A 17,800-nucleotide genomic window follows, 5' to 3' on the forward strand; every position below is an offset into this window, starting at 1 on the left:
CAAAGCTTGCCAAGGGCAAAAATTTGGTCTTTGTGTTGCGCAACATTTTATGGAGGAAAGAATGTCCGAACCGAAAGCCATCGTCATCGCCAGCGCGGCCCGTACTGCGGTGGGCGCTTTCAACGGTGCGTTTGCCACTATCCCGGCGCATGAACTGGGCGCGACGGTCATCAAGGGCGCGCTGGAACGCGCCGGTGTCGACGCGACGGATGTGGACGAGGTTATTCTCGGACAGGTGCTGACGGCGGGCGAGGGGCAGAACCCCGCACGACAGGCAGCGATGGATGCCGGTTGCCCGAAGGAAACGACAGCGTTTTCCATCAATCAGCTCTGCGGCTCCGGCTTGCGGGCGGTTGCGCTCGGCATGCAGCAGATTCTTTCCGGCGATGCGAAAATCATCGTGGCGGGCGGTCAGGAGTCCATGTCGATGGCGCCGCATTGCGCGCATTTGCGTTCGGGCGTGAAGATGGGCGACTTCAAGATGGTCGACACCATGCTGAAAGACGGCCTGACCGATGCCTTCAATGGCTATCCCATGGGGATCACCGCTGAAAACATCGCCCGCCAGTGGCAATTGACCCGTGCCGATCAGGATGAATTCGCTTTGGCCTCGCAGCAGAAGGCCGAAGCCGCACAGAACGCCGGAAGGTTCGAGGATGAAATCGTTCCGGTGACCGTGAAAGGCCGCAAAGGCGATGTGGTTGTCTCAGCGGATGAATATATCCGCCCCGGCACGACGATGGAGGCCTTGGCCAAGCTGAAGCCGGCCTTCGACAAGGAAGGAACGGTTACCGCAGGCAACGCATCCGGAATCAACGATGGCGCGGCAGCGGTTGTTCTGATGGACGCGGACGAAGCGGCGAAACGCGGTGTAAAGCCGCTGGCGCGCATCGTTTCATGGGCAACGGCCGGTGTCGATCCGGCGATCATGGGAACAGGTCCGATTCCGGCTACGAAGAAGGCGCTGGAAAAGGCAGGCTGGAGCGTCGGCGATCTCGATCTGGTCGAGGCCAATGAAGCTTTTGCAGCGCAGTCATGCGCCGTCGTGCGCGATCTCGGTCTTGATCCGGATATCGTCAACGTCAATGGCGGGGCAATCGCGATCGGCCATCCGATCGGTGCTTCGGGCGCCCGCGTGCTCACAACGCTGCTCTATGAAATGCAGCGCCGCAACGTCCGGCGCGGTCTGGCGACGCTTTGCATCGGTGGGGGCATGGGCGTTGCCTTGTGCGTCGAGCGCGACTGACTTTCTGCGTCATTGAAACAGGGGCGGGCGGAGAATTAGCTCCGGCCGCCTTTTTGTTTCCGCAATGAGGCGTTTGAAATCGGTGCCTCGTATTGATGGAATTGCCGTAAAAGTTAACGGAAAACCGGTGGAAGTGGCATCGATGCCGGTTCACGTCCCGGTTTTCTAGCGCCTGCCGGGAGCATCGACCACCAGATGTTGTGAGAACAAACAAGGAAACTTTGAGGATCAGCGATTCGTCGCCGATTCGTTCCGGCTTTGGCCTGAAGGTTAACGAAAAACGGGGTTTCACGCGTTCCGGCGTTAACGAAGTATCAGTAATCATTAAGATTTCCTGAGAAACAGCGTTGCCGTGGATCAGTCTGTTGACAGGTTTTGCCAAAGGTTAACGATCACCGCCGTCTCGCGTCAGGAGAACACCGATAAGCGGAACATTTGATTCATCATGTTGTGGGCATTTGTGCTAGGCTTACTATATGTTGCCGTGAACAAATAGCGAAGCTGTCGGAGTCAGCGATTCGTCGCCGATTCGTTCCAGAGTCGTTCCAATTGTTAATCGACAAGTTATTGACCGGCTTCACATCGGTCGTCGACATATCGGCAATTGGCCCATACTTAAACTTAACAGGAGCGCTTTCGGTGCAGGTCGTATAGTGCTATCGCAGAACCAGCATCCAGCCCGTGAAGGGCGCTTGTACCGGGAATCCGATTATTGGCATGAACCAACTCCCTGCCCATGATTTGCCGCTGACCCTGAGTGGCCGCGATGTGACCGCCGTGCTTGGGCCGACCAACACCGGCAAGACGCATCTCGCCATTGAACGCATGTTGTCGCATGGAAGCGGCATGATCGGCCTGCCGCTGCGCCTTCTGGCGCGCGAGGTCTATAACCGTGTCGTGGAACGGGTCGGTGCGGCCAATGTTGCGCTGGTGACGGGCGAGGAAAAGATCGTGCCGCCCGGCGCGCGCTATTCCGTCTGCACGGTCGAGGCCATGCCGCGCCGTACCGATGCCGCTTTCGTGGCCATCGATGAAGTGCAACTTGCTGGCGACCTTGAGCGCGGCCATATCTTCACTGACCGCATCCTGCATTTGCGGGGGCGGCAGGAGACGCTGCTGCTCGGTGCCGGAACCATGCGCGGGATTCTGGAAAAGCTTCTGCGCGGCATCAATGTGGTGACGCGTCCGCGCCTGTCGCATCTGGCCTATGCCGGTTCCAAGAAGATTACCCGCCTGCCGAACCGTTCCGCCATCGTCGCCTTTTCCGCCGATGAGGTTTATGCGATTGCCGAACTGATCCGCCGCCAGCGCGGCGGGGCGGCCGTGGTCATGGGTGCGCTCAGCCCGCGCACGCGCAATGCGCAGGTGGAGCTTTACCAGTCCGGCGACGTGGATTTTCTGGTGGCGACCGATGCCATCGGCATGGGGCTTAACCTGGATGTGGATCATGTCGCCTTCGCGCAGAACCGCAAGTTCGATGGCTATCAGTTCCGCGACCTGACGCCCGCCGAAGTGGGGCAGATCGCAGGACGCGCGGGCCGGCATCTGCGTGACGGCACATTCGGTGTGACGGGGCAGGTGCGTCCTTTCGACGAGGAACTGGTCGAACGGGTGGAGGCGCATAATTTCGATCCGGTGAAAGTCCTGCAATGGCGCACGGCGCGTTTCGACTTTTCGTCGCTCGATTCCCTGCGATATTCTCTGGAAACACCCGCGCCCGTCGAGGGGCTCGCCAAGGCTTTGCCGGCGGTCGATCAACAAGCGCTTGAAAATTTGTCGAAAGACGAAGAGATTGTGCGGCTTGCGACGACACCGGCGCGGATCGAGCTTTTATGGGACGCCTGCGCGCTGCCCGACTATCGCAAGATCGCGCCGGCGCAGCATGCCGATATCATTGCAACCATCTACCAGGATCTTGTCCGCCGAGGGAGCGTCGATGAAGATTATATGAGCGAACAGGTGCGCCGCGCCGACAGCACAGAGGGGGAAATCGACACCCTGTCGCATCGCGTGGCGCAAATCCGCACCTGGACTTTCGTGTCGCACAGGCCGGGATGGCTTGCCGATCCGACACACTGGCAGGAAAAGACGCGCGAAATTGAGGACAGATTGTCCGACGCGCTGCATGAAAGGTTGACGAAACGCTTTGTAGACCGCAGGACAAGCGTGCTTATGAGGCGCCTGAGAGAGAATGCCATGCTTGAAGCAGAAATCAGCCCTGCCGGAGACGTGATTGTCGAAGGCCACAATGTCGGGCAACTGGAAGGATTCCGTTTTACCGCTGACGTTCAGGCCGAGGGGCCTGACGCCAAGGCGGTGAAGTCGGCTGCACAAAAGGCGCTGGCCGCCGAGTTCGAACGTCGCGCGGAGCGCTTTGCTGCTGCGCCGAACGGCGATTTCGCACTGGGCTCGGATGGCGTGATGCGCTGGGTTGGCGCAACGGTCGCAACGCTGGTTGCGGGCGATGACCTGCTGAAGCCGCGTGCGGTGATCCTCGCCGACGAACAGCTTACGGGAGCAGCGCGCGACAAGGTTGCCGCGCGCATCGACCGTTTCGTCGCGCATCATATCGAAACCGTTCTGAAGCCGCTTACCGACCTGGCCGCCGCCGATGCCCTGACCGGCATGACACGCGGCCTCGCATTCCAGATCGTTGAGAACCTGGGCATTCTTCCACGTCGCGATGTGGCGGAGGAAGTGCGCGGTCTCGATCAGGATTCGCGTGCAGCGCTTCGCCGTCTCGGTGTGCGTTTCGGTGCCTATCACGTCTTCATGCCCATGCTGCTGAAGCCGGCCCCGGCTGGCCTCATCACGCTGCTGTGGGCGCTTAAGAATGATGGCCGCGAACGCGCCGGTTACGGCGATGTCGTGAATGTACTGGCCGCTGGCCGCACCTCGGTCGTGGTCGATCCGGCTTTCGACCACCAGTTCTATCGTCTGGCAGGCTATCGCGTGCTGGGCCGTCGTGCCGTGCGCATCGATATTCTGGAACGCCTTGCCGATCTCATTCGCCCGGCGCTTGCCTGGCGTCCGGGTTCCGGTGCGCGTCCGGATGGCGCTTATGACGGCGGACGTTTCATCGTCACGCCTGCCATGATGTCCATTTTGGGTGCGACAACCGAGGACATGGAAGAAATCCTGCGCAGCCTTGGTTATCGCCACGAGGCGATGGAAGCTGCTGCCGTGACGGCGAAGCTTGCCGAGCTCGACGCTTTCGCAGCCGAAGCTGCCGCCAAGGAAGCTGGCGTTTCTCCGGTTGCGGAAGCTGAAAAGCCCGCTGTTCCGGCGGCTGAACCCGTGCCGGCACCGGTCGTGATTGCCGAGGAAGAGGTCGAAGCGAAGGCGGACGAAGCTGCTCCTGCGGCGGAAGAATCGGCCCCGGCCGCTGAAACGGCAGAAGCTGTGGCTGAAGAGCCAAAGCCTGTCCTTCTCTGGCGTCAGGGTCGCTTCGAGGGTCGTAACCGTAACCAGGACCAGAACCGTCAGCGCCAAAATCGCGGCAACCAGAATCGCGGTCATCAGAACCGCGACCAGGGTGGCGAGGCACGCAAGTCCGACGGCGCAGAGCAGCAGGCTCGCAACGATCGCGGCGGCAAGCGCTTCGACAAGCCAAAGCGTCATGACGGCGATGGTAAGCGCGAAGGTTCCAACAAGGGGGACTTCCGCGGCGGCAACCAGCGTCAGCAGAAGCGCGATCACGGTCATCCGGCTGGAAAGCGCGTCGAGCAGGAACGTCCTGCACGCATCGACCCCGACTCGCCTTTCGCCAAGCTTCTGGCTCTGAAAGAGCAGATGAAGAAGTAAGATGACGGCAGAAGCGGGCGCAAGACAGCGAATCGACAAATGGCTGTTCTTCGCGCGCGTGGTCAAATCAAGATCGCTGGCGGCGAAACTCGCCGTCGGCGGCAAGGTCCGGGTCAATCGCGACAAGATCGAGCAGGCTGCCCATCAGGTGAAGGTTGGCGACGTACTGACCATCACGCTGGACCGGCGCATCCTCGTCTACAAGATACTGGCTCCCGGAGAGCGTCGCGGCCCGGCGCCGGAAGCCCAGCTTCTCTATGAAGATCTTTCGCCGCCACCCGTGCCAGCTTCGGCGGTCGTGCCGGAGGCCGCAACGCCGCAGCGCGAGAGCGGCGCGGGAAGGCCGACCAAGAAGGAGCGGCGCGAAACGGATCGTTTGCGCGGAAACTGACATGGACGCGTTGCCGCAGGTCTCTTGCGGCGGTGATGGAAATTGCTCACCGAACCGTTCCGGCGAAAGCCTTTTCCAAGCGAAAGCTCTCAAACGAAATGCTGTTTCAGACGTGAGTGACTTCGTGACATTGCGGCGTTTGCACCCTTGTCATGGCGGGATAAAATCGTTACCTCACGCATTGTCATAAAAGGGCATGGGCTGATACCCGCAACCATTTCCGTGCACAGTGACTTCGTGGCGAGATATTCCGAAGCCCCAAGCCGGTTGCTGGCCGGTTGCTGGCCGGTCGCTGGCCGATTGTCGGCTTGTCGGAGTATCGGCGCAAAGCTTTAGGATAGATAAGCTGCCTGTTCAGTAATTCGGGCGGCAACAGGAGTTCGACGATGACGTATGTCGTGACCGATAATTGCATTCGCTGCAAATATACGGACTGCGTCGAGGTCTGCCCGGTCGATTGCTTCTACGAAGGCGAAAACATGCTCGTCATCAATCCCGATGAGTGCATCGACTGCGGCGTATGTGAACCGGAATGCCCTGCCGAGGCGATCAGCCCCGACACCGAGCCGGGCCTCGACAAGTGGCTGGAACTGAATACGGAATATGCGGCAAAATGGCCCAATATTACCGCGAAGAAGGACGCCCTTCCCGAAGCCAAGGAGATGGATGGCGTAGCTGGGAAGCTGGAGAAGTATTTCTCTGCCGAGCCGGGCAGCGGTGACTAATACCGGCATGGTATTGCAGTCCCGGCTATCAGGCTGCTGCAAGCATGACGGTATTATATAAGTATCTCGTTGTTTCCGAAGACTTCGCACTTCTGGAACACCATAGGTTATCCTGTTAAGACTGACAGGGTAACCGGCATTACGGAAAAGCAGGATTTATCACTTGCATTTTCTGCGATGCACCGGCAAAAGACGAATGAAATCACGGGAAAACGCCCATCTTTTAGGTGTGTTGCGTTGCCGGATACGGCATATCCGGCAATTTGTTGATTCTTGCGCGAAATTGTGTTAGGTTGTCACAATAATTTCGGTGACTGGACGTCAAGTCGTGGCGCTATGCGTTAATCTCTGAAAGGGCTGATCTTTAGTACCGGGCTGAATGGCACCGGGGAAGATGATTGCGATCTGGCGTCGTCCCCCTCACCGTACACCCGGTCGGTTAGATTTGCCGTCAGACACGTTTTCAGTTGCAAACCGACAAGCAACGTCCGTGCTTCATTTCTCCGGAGCGCGGTCGACCATCATGTGTCAACCGGCGGGTCGCGCCGGGCACAACAGGGAGTAATGAAGCGTATGTCATCCCAGCAGAAAAAGTCTCCAGTAGCGCGTGGCGGTTTCAAGGCCGGTGAGGCCATCGTATATCCGGCTCATGGCGTCGGCCAGATCGTAACGATCGAAGAGCAGGAAGTGGCAGGTCACAAGCTCGAACTCTTCGTGATCGATTTCGAAAAAGACAAGATGCGCCTGAAGGTGCCGGTCGCCAAGGCCGCCTCCATCGGCATGCGCAAGCTGTCGGAGACCGATTATGTTGAACGTGCATTGAAGGTCGTTCAGGGCCGCGCACGTGTAAAGCGCACCATGTGGTCGCGCCGCGCGCAGGAATATGATGCAAAGATCAATTCCGGCGATTTGATCTCGATCTCGGAAGTCGTTCGCGATCTTTTCCGTGCTGAAAACCAGCCGGAACAGTCCTATTCGGAACGCCAGCTTTACGAAGCTGCCCTCGATCGCATGGCGCGCGAAATCGCTGCCGTGAACAAGCTTTCGGAAACCGAAGCTGTTCGTCTTATCGAAGCCAATCTCGCCAAGGGACCGAAGCGCGGCAAGGCCGATGCCGAGGCCGATCTTGACGACGATGAAGTTGAAGCCGCATAAGCTTTACTTCCCTTCTTTTTAAAAGGCCCGGCTTTAGCCGGGCTTTTTATTTGCCTCAGTCAAGAAAAGCCGGGTCGGCCTCGTTCCCCATGAGGCTGCCCGCAATATCGTTCTGGTTAAAATTCTATCGATCTTTGCAACCTCTCCTTAACCTTTCCGGACATTATCCCGCTTGGTCCGAGAATTATCCTGATCGATAGGGAACCTGATCGCCGCTGGTGCGTTTTCCCAGACACCAGTTCGTAAACGGGTTTGTTTTGCGGCGTAATCATGTTGGCCAAAGAATAGGCCTGGCGGGGAGTTTTGGGCGAATTCGCTAGCTCGTCCAATGAGTCTTTGTGGGACTGGCATATCCTTCCACTGAACGCCCGACGGGCGTGAGTTCAGAACAGGAGAACCAGATGAAGCAGTCATCCATGAGCAGTTCTTCCACAGTTCCGGCCAATCGCATGCCTATGGTTGCACGCAGTCTCCCGGCGACAGCAGCCTCTTCCCAATCCATGATCCGCAGCGCGATGTCGGCTCCCTATCTGGAGCGCGAAGAGGAACGCGATCTCGCCATCCGCTGGCGTGAACTGAAGGATCAGGAAGCCCTTCACCGCATCACATCCGCACATATGCGTCTGGTTATTTCGATGGCGGGCCGCTTTCGCAAGTTCAAGCTGCCCATGAACGATCTCATCCAGGAGGGTTATGTCGGCCTTCTGGAAGCTGCAGCCCGCTTCGACCCCGAGCGGGAAGTGCGTTTCTCCACCTATGCGTCCTGGTGGATTCGAGCCTCCATGCAGGATTATATCCTGCGCAACTGGTCCATCGTGCGCGGAGGCACCAGTTCGGCACAGAAGGCGCTATTCTTCAACCTGCGCCGTCTACGTTCGAAATTGGCCCAATCCGACGATACCATGAGCAAGGCCGAGATTTACCGGGAAATTTCCGATCAGCTGGGTGTTTCGACGAGCGACGTCGAGATCATGGACAGCCGGCTGTCGGGGCCGGATAGTTCGCTTTCGGCACCTGTGAACAGTGAAGAATCGGGCGCGTCGCGCCGCATGGATTTTCTGGTGGACGACCATCCCTTGCAGGACGAAATCGCCGAAAGCTCCATTGATATGGAGCGCCGTAACCAGTGGCTCAATGTGGCGCTCGACACGCTGAACGAGCGCGAACTGCACATTATCCGTGAACGCCGCCTCGATGACGACGGGGTGACGCTGGAGGCTCTGGGTGAAAAGCTCGGTATTTCCAAGGAACGTGTACGGCAGATCGAAAGCCGTGCGATGGAAAAGCTGAAGATCGCCTTGTTGAGCCAGCACGAACTGGCAGCCTATCAGGCGTAGTTCGCGAAGGTCGGGAAACCAAGAAGAGGGGCCAGGCGGCTCCTCCTTAGTTTTGTGGTTCGGTTGTCTTGCCTTCGAGCCTGGAGGACCAGTCCTCGACCTTGCGATTTTCAAGACGGCGCACGGCATAGCGCTTCCAGCTGTCGGCGAGGTGCGAAAGCCCGGCCATCAAGGCCAGTTCGTCATAGTTCAGCGTATCGACATAAAGCAGATGCCAGACGCGATGCAGCGTCCATTCCGGTGAAGGGCGGTCGACAAGCGTCAGCGAATCGCCGGCTTCCACATGACCTTCTTCCAGAACGCGGTAGTACCAGCCCGTCCGTCCCGTCTTCTGGACGCGGACCGCCATATCCGCTGTTGCAAAACGCTCGTTCAGTTTCCAGCAAGGCTGGCGTCCCTGCGATACTTCCACAAGCGCACTGCCAAGGCGAAACCGGTCTCCCACGGCGACATTGCGTTCATCGAGACCGGAGGTCGAGATGTTCTCGCCAAAGGCGCCCCTTGCGCCGAGACGCGGATTGTCACCGATTTCTTCGCGCCAGAGAGCGTAATGGTCATGCGGATAATGGTGGAGCGCCTTTTCCGGTCCGCCATGCACCTTTCGGTCGCCTTGCGCGTCGCAGTCCAGCCCTTCGAATGTCACACGAACCTTGCCGGATACCGGCTGCTTGTCGATGCCGCTTGGGACGCCACGGCTCCCGAGAGGGGCGACTTTTCCGGCCAGCACTGAGTGGACAAGTGTTTCCGTCATTCTGTCTTACTCGCTTATCAGCTTCACGCGGTCGCCGACCGAAACCGTCGCCCCCGCAGACATGGCATTGAGAAGGCGGAATAGTTCCAGCTTGCGCGTCGTACCCTGCATGCGTGCCGACAGGCTCGCCAGCGTGTCACCGGGCTTCACCGTTACGACGCGGATACGAAGCGGCTTGATGGAGTTCTGTTCGGCAGGCGACAGCAGGCGGAACGATTGCGTGACAGTTTGTGAGGCGGGCAGAAGGGCATTGCTGCCTTTCGGTGCCGCTGTCAGGAAGCGATAGACCTTGTTATTGGCGCCGATGACCACAATGTCGAACTGCCAGCGATCGGCGCTGGCACGCGCGGTCGCGGCGGGCAAGCCGTTGATGGTGGTGGTCTGGATCGAACTGTCGTCGAGACCTGTCACCCAGCCGGAGCGGATATAATCGGCTAGATTCGAGCCCGCTGGAAGAGATGCGCCATCGAAACGGATGGCCACTTCGCCGGGGCCGCTGGCCATGACCGCATTGGCTGAATTGTCGATGCTGAAACCATCCGGCGCGCGGAAGGTGACGCCGAGCTTCGGGTGGATGAAGGTCTGTTCGCGGACATAACCCTCACTGGGCGAGTCGCCGTAAAGAAGACCATCAATGCCGTCGAGGAAGGAATCGCGATCGGTCGTGCCGACACCCGGTGCGCCGATGCGGCGTGCATGGCCAAGCGCAAGCTGGATGCGCTGTGGCGTTGCCGGGTGGCTTGCGAGAAAGTCGAGGCTTGCATCGGTCGCGCCGGAAACCGAACGGAAGCTCTGATAGGCTTCCATCGACTGGAGGAAACGTGCCGAAGCGAACGGATCGTAACCAGCTTCACCGATCATCTTGATCCCGATGGCATCCGCCTGCAATTCCTGATTACGCGAGAACTGGGCAAGCCGCAGCTTGCCGCGCAGCTCTTCTTCACGGCTGGCGGATTCATTATGCAGCACTTCGCTTGCAACACGACCGGCAATGGCCGTCTCCGCCTCCTTCTCCTGGCGCAAAATGCCATGGTTGGCGATGACATGGCCCATTTCATGGGCGATCACGGCCGCAACTTCGGAGGAGTCGTTGGCGAGCGCGAGCAGGCCGCGCGTGACATAGAGATAGCCGCCCGGCAATGCGAAGGCGTTGATATTGGGGCTATCGAGAATGGTGATGCGATAGGTCTGGTCCGGCTTGTCGGTAACCGTCGTCAGCTTGCCGACGATCTTGGCCACCATGCGCTCAAGCTTCTGGTCCTTGTACTCACCGCCATAGGTCGCGAGAATGCGCGGATGCTGCTGGGCGCCGAGCTGCGCGAGCCGATCGTTGCGCGTCACATTGTCGACCGTCACGGGATTGTCGGACGGCTGCAATCCCAGATCCTTGCTGGAATTGATCGACTGGCAACCGGAAATCAGGGCGACCGCAAGCAAGCCAAGGCCGATGGCTGGTTTCCGCCAATTTTGCTGCGTCCATTCTGGCAGGGAGATGGGTAGACACAGGAAGGCCCGGGAACGGGTCGATTGACGGAACAGTATTTTATCCTCGCTTCTGAATCAGATTGCTTGATCCGTGGCCAAATCTAGTCACAGACCAGAACGCATACAAGCAGTACAAGAAATCTGCAGCGGTTCTTCCGGCAGATTGCGAACAAAATATGTCCGCAACCGTAACTCTATTTGAGGTTCAGCCCGAATTCCGCTTTTCGCCGATATAGCGCCGCAGGGCCTCCGGTCCAGTCGGGGAAAGCAGTTCAACAGCAGGCCCCATCGCGGAAATGCGGCCAGTGTCGAGAAAAAGCAACACCGCGTCGAGGTAAATTGCATCTTCCGGCGTGTGGGTGACCATCAGCACCGTCATGCCGGTTTCAAGCTGAAGCTCCCTGACCAGTTCCAGCATTTGATGCCGCAGCGCGGGGCCCAGCGAGGCAAAGGCTTCGTCAAGGAGTAGAACAGGGCGCTGGCGTATGAGCGCGCGGGCAATCGCCACGCGCTGCCGTTCGCCGCCGGACAGCGCTTCAGGCTTGCGCTGTTCCTTGCCCGCAAGGCCGACGCGCGACAGAGCTTCCGCGATGTCGGCACGATCCTTTGCGGAGAGTTTCAGGTTTGGCGAGCGTCCGAGACCGACATTCTGCTCGACGCTCAGATGGGCGAACAGGTTGTTTTCCTGGAACACCATCGAAACGGGCCGGTCTGCCGGTGAGAATTCGCTGACGTCGTTGCCACTGATCAGGATGCGGCCGGATTGCGGAAATTCAAAACCGGCAATCAGGTTAAGAAGCGTCGATTTGCCCGAACCGCTTGGCCCGACAATCGCTGCAATGACGCCGCCTTTTATCGTCGCCTCGAAATGCATGGCGGTTTCGCCATAGCTGAACTGAACGTTATCGAGGCGGATTTCGGTAGCCGGGTTCATCGGGGCATTCATAGAGAAGGCGTTTCCTTTCGGGATGCGCGATCCGCGATCATCATCAGTGCGAGGCACAGCAACCCGAGAATGAGCGCCAGGCCCGCCGCATCGAATGTGCGATAGCTGCCCATGCGCTGCAAGAGAAGATAGGGGAGGGTCAAAAGCGCGTCGCTGCCAAACAGGGCAATCGTGCCAAGGTCGCCAAGGGAAAGCGCCATGGCGAAAGCAAAGGCCATGCCGAGGGGCTTGCGGATCGAAGGCCAGTCGATGAGCCGGAAACGATTGAGGCCATGAATGCCCAACTGTGCGCAAAGCCGGTTGTGGCGGCTTGCTGCCGTGTCCCATGCCGGGCGCAGGAGACGCACGGCGAAGGGCATGGCCATGGCGGCATTGACGGTGACGACCATGAAAGGCGCCATTGCGAAAGGATTGGTGAAATGGCGAAGCAGGATGAACCAGCCGGCACCGATCACGATGGGCGGCATGACGAGGATCAGGCTCGCGCCGGTATCGAAGATGTTGGCGAGTTTACGTTTTTTCGCCGCTTCCCGTGCCGACACAAGCGCAAGCGACAGAATGACCGATAGCAGTGCCGCTGAAAAACCGAGGGCAAGGCTGGTGCCGATGGCGCGCCAGACTGTTTTCTCGGTCAAGAGCCGCACCAGATCGGCGGCGAGGCCGGAGACGACAACGCCTGCGATCGGCAGCGCGACATAGAGAAAGCCTATCCCGATGAAGATGATGTTGACGGCGCGTTCAGCCGGAGGGGCCTTACCGTAGCGTCGCGGCGTTGCCGCATGGGTAAAGCCTTCTTCGGACGGGCTTCCGGTGAAACGGAGGGCCAGAAGTACGAGCAATGTCAGCGCAAGCTGCGTGAAGGTGAGCGCGACGGCGCGGCCCGGATCGAAATCGAAATGCAGGCTTTGATAGATCGCAACTTCCAGCGTGGTGGCGCGGGGGCCGCCGCCGAGCGTCAGCACGGTCGTGAAGCTCGTCACGCAGAGCATGAAGATGAGGCCGATCATGCCCGGCAGGTTGCGGCGGATCACCGGCCATTCGATGAGCCGGAAGCGGGCCCGATTGCCCATGCCAAGCTGCGCGGCAAGCTTCCAGTAATCGGTTGGTATCGATTCGTAACCAGCCAGAATGAGACGGACTGCGAGCGGCATGTTGAAGAAAATATGGGCGATGAGGATACCGGTGATGCCGTAGATGTCCGGCTGGAACGGATGCCCCGCAGCTTCTGACAGATGGGCAATGAACCCGTTGCGGCCATAGATGCTGGTGACGCCCAGCACGGCGACAAGGGCTGGCAGAGCAAGCGGCAGGGCAAACAGGCGCAGGATCAGCCCGCGCCCCGGAAAACTTGCTTCGGCATAAAGTGCACGGGCGACGGGCACGGCAAACAGCACGGATAGCAGGCTCGAAGCGATTGCCTGCAGGATCGTGAAGCGCGCAACCCGCCACAGATAGGCGTCGAAATTGGCCGCGGTATCAAAACCGCCGCCGCCTGCTTCGAATGCAAGCGCGACAAGCGCGCCACCGGCAAGCACCACCAGAAGGCAAAGCGCCACCATGCCCGCGACCGGTCTGGCGGCGAATATATCTTTCGAGCGTTGCTGTGCCGGAAATGCCGTCATTTGCTGGTCGCGGCCAGCCATTCATCGACCCACGCCTTGCGGTTCCTGGCCACTTCGTCCGACGGGATGAGAAGCGTTTTTTCCGGCTTCGGCATCGCATCGAAAGCCGCTGGAAGCGGAGCGGAGGTCTTGCCTGCCGGGTACATCCAGTTGGTTTCGGGGATGGCGTCCTGAAAGCCGGGACCGGTCATGAAAGCCAGAAACTTTTGCGCCAGAGGATTCTTCGCGCCGGTGGTGGTCTGGGCGGCGAGTTCGATCTGGAGATAATTGCCCTCGGGATAGGCGAGGGCCTTATAGCGATCCGTCTTTTCCGCGATCATGTGATAGGCGGGAGACGTCGTATAGGACAGCACCATCGGGGCCTCGCCCTTGGTGAAGAGACCATAGGCCTCCGACCAGCCGGGCGTGACGGTGAGAATGCGCTTTTGCAGTTTCTGCCAGGCCGCTTCCGCTTCGTCTCCATAGACCGATTTCATCCAAAGCAGCATGCCAAGCCCCGGCGTCGAGGTACGCGGGTCCTGCAGCACGATCTTCTGGGAAGGATCGCCTTCGACCAGTTCCTTCAGGCTCTTGGGAGGATTGGGCAGCTTTTCGGAATCGTAGACCACGGCGAAATAGCCATAATCATAGGGAACGAAGATATCGTCCCTGAAGCCGCCCGGAACGTTTACATTGCTCTGGTCGATGCCGCTTGGAGCAAAAAAACCGGTGGCTCGCGCTTCGGTCGTCAGGTTGGTATCGAGACCAAGCACGATGTCGGCTTTGGTATTGCTGCCCTCAAGCTTGAGGCGATTGAGCAGGGCAACGCCGTCGGCGGAAGCAATCCAGTCGACTTCGCAATCGCATTCCTTTTCGAAGTTTTCCTTGATCTTCGGCCCCGGACCCCATTCGGAAACGAAGCTGTCATAGGTATAGACGGTGAGCTTGTCTTTCGCCTCAGCCGAAGGCACAAAGGCGACGGCTGCGGAAAATGAAAAAGCCAGCAAAGACAAAAGCCGCATCACGGCACTTCCTTTCTTTCTACACAAGAGGATTGAGCGCCGTTTATGGAGCATCTAATCCCTCCGCCGGTGCAAACCGGATCAGGTTCAGCGGGTTGGTCGTTTTATTCAGCATTTCCGGGCGCAAAACCGTTTTACACTTTTGCTGGAAATGCTCTTTGGACCTCTCAGCCGTCCGCGAAAGCAGACGGCACCCCGTTAGAGCGATTGCGACAATAATCTTTCAGGCGAGGAATGGCAACGGCAGCGAATGCAGGCTTCCGGCCCGGATTTACCCGTGTTATGAGCGGCTTATGAGCACATTCGTCATTCTTCTTGGTGGCGATCTGGTCGTGACCGATCGCCTGAAACGCCAAATTGCAGGTGCGCGTATTCTCGCTGCCGATAGCGGGATTCGCCACGCTGCCGCTCTCGGTTTTGAACCGGAGCTCTGGCTTGGCGATTTCGATTCGACCTCTGCCGAGCTGCGCGCGCAATATGGTCACGTGCCGCAGAAGACGTTCCCGTCCGCCAAGGATATGACGGACGGTGAACTGGCCGTCGAGGAGGCTTATGCGCGGGGCGCGGATCGCGTAATCCTTTGCGGCGCCTTCGGCGGGCAGCGTACCGACCACACGCTTCTGCATCTGACCATGGCGACAGCGCAGGCTGCAAAAGGGCGGGACGTGCTTCTGTCCAGCGGGTCGGAGGAGGCCTGGCCTCTGCCACCCGGCGATTATGTTTATGATTTTCCGGACGGGACGCCGTTCAGTGTTATCAATTTCAGCACGGTAGAAGGTCTTTCGATCACAAATGCGGAGTGGCCGTTAGATAATGTTACACTGCCGTTCGGCTCTTCCTGGACAGTTTCCAACGTCGTTCGTGGAACGCTTCGCGTTACTGCGCATTCTGGACTAGCGATACTTATCGCCAATCTGGCGATGGAGGATCAACCGCACTGAGGCTGCTAACCTTATCAATCGAAAGAGCTTGACGCTGACAATTGAAACGTATTGTAAATGGGTCAAGCGGGTGTCATCTGCTTTACGCCGAAATTGGGGACGCAAAGTCGGTGATTAGTTCAACTCTTGTAGGAGATGTTTCAATGAAGTCACATCTTACGATGATTGCTGTTGCTGGCGTGCTCGCGTTCTCGACGGCTGCATGCACGACGAATGAACAGCGCACGGCCGGTTACGGTGTTGGTGGCGCGGCAATCGGTGCTCTTGCCGGTGGCGCAATCGGCGGCAATGGCCGCGGTGCACTCACGGGTGCCGCGATCGGTGCGGTTGCCGGTACGCTGCTTGGCGCAGCCCAGACCCGCAATGGCGTGCAGTATTGCCGTTACCGCGATCCGTATGGCCGCGTGTACGAAGCGCCTTGCCAGTAATTGCTGGATAAATAAGTTTTGCGGACAGGCCGGGGGAAACCCGGCCTGTTTGTTTTTCACGGGCCTTTTGGTGCCGTTCCATTTGACAGAACGGCTTTTGTCGCGGACAAGCAGGGCGGAATTTTCAATCCTGTTTATCGTAGAGAACCATGGCACCACCACTCCTTCGCCTCGACCAGATCAAGCTCACCTTCGGGGGCACGCCGCTTCTGGAGGATGCAAGCCTTTCGGTGAGCGAAGGCGACCGCATCGCGCTGGTCGGGCGTAATGGTTCGGGTAAATCGACCCTGCTCAAGATTGCTGCCGGTATGGTGGAAGCGACATCGGGCGAGGTTTTCAAACATCCCTTTGCAACTATCCGCTATCTGCCACAGGTGCCGGACATGGACGGCTTCGCCAATGTGCGCGCTTATGTGGAAGCAGGGCTGGGGCCTACCGACGACCTGCATCGCGTCACCTATCTTCTCGAACATCTGGGGCTGACCGGCGAAGAGAAGCCGGATCATCTTTCCGGTGGTGAGGCGCGGCGTGCTGCCCTTGCGCGGGTGATCGCGCCGCAGCCGGACGTGCTTCTGCTCGACGAGCCGACCAACCATCTGGATCTGACCACCATCGAATGGCTGGAAGGCGAGTTGCGCCAGATACGCTCAGCCATCGTCCTGATCTCGCACGACCGGCGCTTTCTGGAAAATGTCAGCCGGGCGACCGTCTGGCTCGATCGTGGCATAACGCGCCGTCTGGAGCAGGGTTTTGGCCATTTCGAGGAATGGCGTGACAACGTGCTGGAAGAAGAAGAGCGCGATCATCACAAGCTCGGACGCCAGATCGCGCGTGAGGAACACTGGTTGCGTTACGGCGTCACGGCGCGCCGCAAGCGCAACATGCGCCGTCTTGGCGAATTGCATTCGATGCGGGCGGATTTCCGCAATCATCGCAAGGCGCAAGGGACGGCGGTACTGGCGGCAAGCGATGCGAAGGAATCCGGCAAGCTGGTGATCGAAGCCAAAGGGCTGAGCAAGGCCTATGGCGAGCGCGTACTGGTCAAGGATTTTTCGATCCGCGTGCAGCGCGGCGACCGCATCGGTCTTGTTGGTCCCAATGGTGCGGGAAAGACGACGCTTCTGTCGCTTCTGACCGGCAAACTGGAACCGGATTCGGGAACCTTGCGGCTTGGCGTCAATCTCGAAATGGCGGAACTGGACCAGAAGCGCGAAAGCCTCAATCTGGACGAGACGCTGGCCCATTATCTCACGGATGGGCGCGGCGAAAGCCTCGTCGTCAACGGCGAGCAGCGGCATGTCGTGTCCTATATGAAGGACTTTCTGTTCCAGCCCGAACAGGCACGCACGCCCATTCGCGAGCTGTCCGGCGGCGAACGCGCCCGCCTGATGCTGGCCCGCGTCCTGGCGCGCCCCGCCAACCTGCTGATCCTCGATGAGCCGACCAACGATCTCGACATGGAAACGCTCGATCTGCTGCAGGAGCTGGTCGCAGGTTTTCCCGGCACGGTCATTCTGGTCAGCCATGACCGCGATTTTCTGGATCGCACCGTTACTTCGGTTATTGCGCCGGAAGGTGACGGGCGCTGGCTCGAATATGCGGGCGGCTATGCCGACATGATGGCGCAGCGCAAGGAGCAGGCCTTGAACCGGCGCTCGGTCAAGGCTTCTGGCGGCAGAAGTGACGAGAAGCCGGAAGAGGACGCACCGCAGCCCAAGCGTGAGGAAAAGCGCAAGCTCTCCTACAAGCAGAAATTTGCGTTGGAAACGCTGCCGGGCAAGATGGACGCTCTTGCGAAGGAAATCGCCGTGCTGGAAGGCAAGCTCGCCGATCCGCAGCTTTATGCCAAGGACCCGACGCTTTTCGCCAAGACCGCCGATTTGCTTGAGAAGAAGCGCTCCGAAAATGCAGCCATGGAAGAAGAATGGCTGGAGCTGGAAATGCTGCGAGAGGAAATCGAAGGGTAAG

General features: G+C 59.0%; 14 protein-coding genes and 1 riboswitch. Of the genes, 9 read left to right on the plus strand and 5 right to left on the minus strand.

Annotated features, from left to right (window positions below; translation table 11 throughout):
* Positions 1-61: 61 nt before the first annotated feature.
* From ACS5UA_RS15390 to ACS5UA_RS15415, 6 genes are all read left to right on the plus strand, one after another.
* Positions 62-1,246 carry an acetyl-CoA C-acetyltransferase gene (locus ACS5UA_RS15390; RefSeq protein WP_006471271.1) on the plus strand — a complete coding sequence of 395 codons (1,185 nt, stop codon included), beginning with the start codon at positions 62-64 and terminating at the stop codon, positions 1,244-1,246.
* Positions 1,247-1,963: 717 nt separating this feature from the next.
* Positions 1,964-5,050: a helicase-related protein gene (locus ACS5UA_RS15395; RefSeq protein ID WP_021588044.1), complete on the plus strand. Its 3,087-nt coding sequence runs from the start codon at positions 1,964-1,966 to the stop codon at positions 5,048-5,050.
* A 1-nt stretch (position 5,051) separates the two neighbouring features.
* Positions 5,052-5,441, plus strand: coding sequence for an RNA-binding S4 domain-containing protein (locus tag ACS5UA_RS15400; RefSeq protein ID WP_021588043.1), 390 nt, complete (start codon positions 5,052-5,054; stop codon positions 5,439-5,441).
* Positions 5,442-5,827: 386 nt separating this feature from the next.
* Positions 5,828-6,166: a ferredoxin FdxA gene (gene fdxA, locus ACS5UA_RS15405; protein WP_006467781.1), complete on the plus strand. Its 339-nt coding sequence runs from the start codon at positions 5,828-5,830 to the stop codon at positions 6,164-6,166.
* A gap of 573 nt (positions 6,167-6,739) precedes the next feature.
* Positions 6,740-7,321, plus strand: coding sequence for a CarD family transcriptional regulator (locus ACS5UA_RS15410; protein ID WP_006471273.1), 582 nt, complete (start codon positions 6,740-6,742; stop codon positions 7,319-7,321).
* A 401-nt stretch (positions 7,322-7,722) separates the two neighbouring features.
* On the plus strand, positions 7,723-8,658 hold the full coding sequence (locus ACS5UA_RS15415; RefSeq protein WP_006471274.1) for an RNA polymerase factor sigma-32: 936 nt from the start codon (positions 7,723-7,725) through the stop codon (positions 8,656-8,658).
* 46 nt (positions 8,659-8,704) lie between these two features.
* Here ACS5UA_RS15415 and ACS5UA_RS15420 read toward each other — a convergent pair whose 3' ends face one another.
* The 5 genes from ACS5UA_RS15420 to thiB all read right to left on the minus strand — a co-directional run bounded on the left by ACS5UA_RS15420 (position 8,705) and on the right by thiB (position 14,463).
* Positions 8,705-9,409: an MOSC domain-containing protein gene (locus ACS5UA_RS15420; RefSeq protein WP_031347283.1), complete on the minus strand. Its 705-nt coding sequence runs from the start codon at positions 9,407-9,409 to the stop codon at positions 8,705-8,707.
* 6 nt (positions 9,410-9,415) lie between these two features.
* A complete protein-coding gene (cdlP, locus tag ACS5UA_RS15425; RefSeq protein WP_031347282.1) occupies positions 9,416-10,897 on the minus strand; it encodes a cell division protease CdlP in 1,482 nt (493 codons plus the stop codon).
* A 202-nt stretch (positions 10,898-11,099) separates the two neighbouring features.
* Positions 11,100-11,828, minus strand: a complete 729-nt coding sequence (gene thiQ / locus ACS5UA_RS15430; protein WP_443101494.1) for a thiamine ABC transporter ATP-binding protein — start codon at positions 11,826-11,828, stop codon at positions 11,100-11,102.
* 8 nt (positions 11,829-11,836) lie between these two features.
* Positions 11,837-13,462 carry a thiamine/thiamine pyrophosphate ABC transporter permease ThiP gene (gene thiP / locus ACS5UA_RS15435; protein WP_031347280.1) on the minus strand — a complete coding sequence of 542 codons (1,626 nt, stop codon included), beginning with the start codon at positions 13,460-13,462 and terminating at the stop codon, positions 11,837-11,839.
* The gene (thiB, locus tag ACS5UA_RS15440; protein ID WP_021588039.1) at positions 13,459-14,463 is read right to left on the minus strand and encodes a thiamine ABC transporter substrate binding subunit; all 1,005 of its coding nucleotides are present in this window, start codon (positions 14,461-14,463) and stop codon (positions 13,459-13,461) included. Before thiB ends, thiP begins: the two co-directional genes overlap by 4 nt.
* Before the next feature lie 41 nt (positions 14,464-14,504).
* A riboswitch (TPP riboswitch) is annotated at positions 14,505-14,671 on the minus strand.
* A gap of 85 nt (positions 14,672-14,756) precedes the next feature.
* Between thiB and ACS5UA_RS15445 the strand changes: the two genes are divergently transcribed.
* The 3 genes from ACS5UA_RS15445 (at position 14,757) to ACS5UA_RS15455 (ending at position 17,799) form a co-directional block, all read left to right on the plus strand.
* Positions 14,757-15,404, plus strand: a complete 648-nt coding sequence (locus tag ACS5UA_RS15445) for a thiamine diphosphokinase (RefSeq protein WP_021588038.1) — start codon at positions 14,757-14,759, stop codon at positions 15,402-15,404.
* Positions 15,405-15,547: 143 nt separating this feature from the next.
* A complete protein-coding gene (locus ACS5UA_RS15450) occupies positions 15,548-15,832 on the plus strand; it encodes a glycine zipper domain-containing protein (protein WP_443101495.1) in 285 nt (94 codons plus the stop codon).
* 149 nt (positions 15,833-15,981) lie between these two features.
* Positions 15,982-17,799: an ABC-F family ATP-binding cassette domain-containing protein gene (locus ACS5UA_RS15455; RefSeq protein ID WP_443101496.1), complete on the plus strand. Its 1,818-nt coding sequence runs from the start codon at positions 15,982-15,984 to the stop codon at positions 17,797-17,799.
* The last annotated feature ends 1 nt before the right edge of the window (position 17,800 follow it).

The organism is Brucella sp. RRSP16 (assembly GCF_052246815.1).
Taxonomy (GTDB): domain Bacteria; phylum Pseudomonadota; class Alphaproteobacteria; order Rhizobiales; family Rhizobiaceae; genus Brucella; species Brucella intermedia.

What these genes read in the sequence shown, in the direction of transcription:
- ACS5UA_RS15390 (WP_006471271.1), top strand. Translation starts at nt 62, where the DNA reads ATGTCCGAACCGAAAGCCATCGTCATCGCCAGCGCGGCCCGTACTGCG.
- ACS5UA_RS15395 (WP_021588044.1), top strand. Translation starts at nt 1,964, where the DNA reads ATGAACCAACTCCCTGCCCATGATTTGCCGCTGACCCTGAGTGGCCGC.
- ACS5UA_RS15400 (WP_021588043.1), top strand. Translation starts at nt 5,052, where the DNA reads ATGACGGCAGAAGCGGGCGCAAGACAGCGAATCGACAAATGGCTGTTC.
- fdxA (WP_006467781.1), top strand. Translation starts at nt 5,828, where the DNA reads ATGACGTATGTCGTGACCGATAATTGCATTCGCTGCAAATATACGGAC.
- ACS5UA_RS15410 (WP_006471273.1), top strand. Translation starts at nt 6,740, where the DNA reads ATGTCATCCCAGCAGAAAAAGTCTCCAGTAGCGCGTGGCGGTTTCAAG.
- ACS5UA_RS15415 (WP_006471274.1), top strand. Translation starts at nt 7,723, where the DNA reads ATGAAGCAGTCATCCATGAGCAGTTCTTCCACAGTTCCGGCCAATCGC.
- ACS5UA_RS15420 (WP_031347283.1), bottom strand. Translation starts at nt 9,409, where the DNA reads ATGACGGAAACACTTGTCCACTCAGTGCTGGCCGGAAAAGTCGCCCCT.
- thiQ (WP_443101494.1), bottom strand. Translation starts at nt 11,828, where the DNA reads ATGAACCCGGCTACCGAAATCCGCCTCGATAACGTTCAGTTCAGCTAT.
- thiP (WP_031347280.1), bottom strand. Translation starts at nt 13,462, where the DNA reads ATGACGGCATTTCCGGCACAGCAACGCTCGAAAGATATATTCGCCGCC.
- thiB (WP_021588039.1), bottom strand. Translation starts at nt 14,463, where the DNA reads ATGCGGCTTTTGTCTTTGCTGGCTTTTTCATTTTCCGCAGCCGTCGCC.
- ACS5UA_RS15445 (WP_021588038.1), top strand. Translation starts at nt 14,757, where the DNA reads ATGAGCACATTCGTCATTCTTCTTGGTGGCGATCTGGTCGTGACCGAT.
- ACS5UA_RS15450 (WP_443101495.1), top strand. Translation starts at nt 15,548, where the DNA reads ATGAAGTCACATCTTACGATGATTGCTGTTGCTGGCGTGCTCGCGTTC.
- ACS5UA_RS15455 (WP_443101496.1), top strand. Translation starts at nt 15,982, where the DNA reads ATGGCACCACCACTCCTTCGCCTCGACCAGATCAAGCTCACCTTCGGG.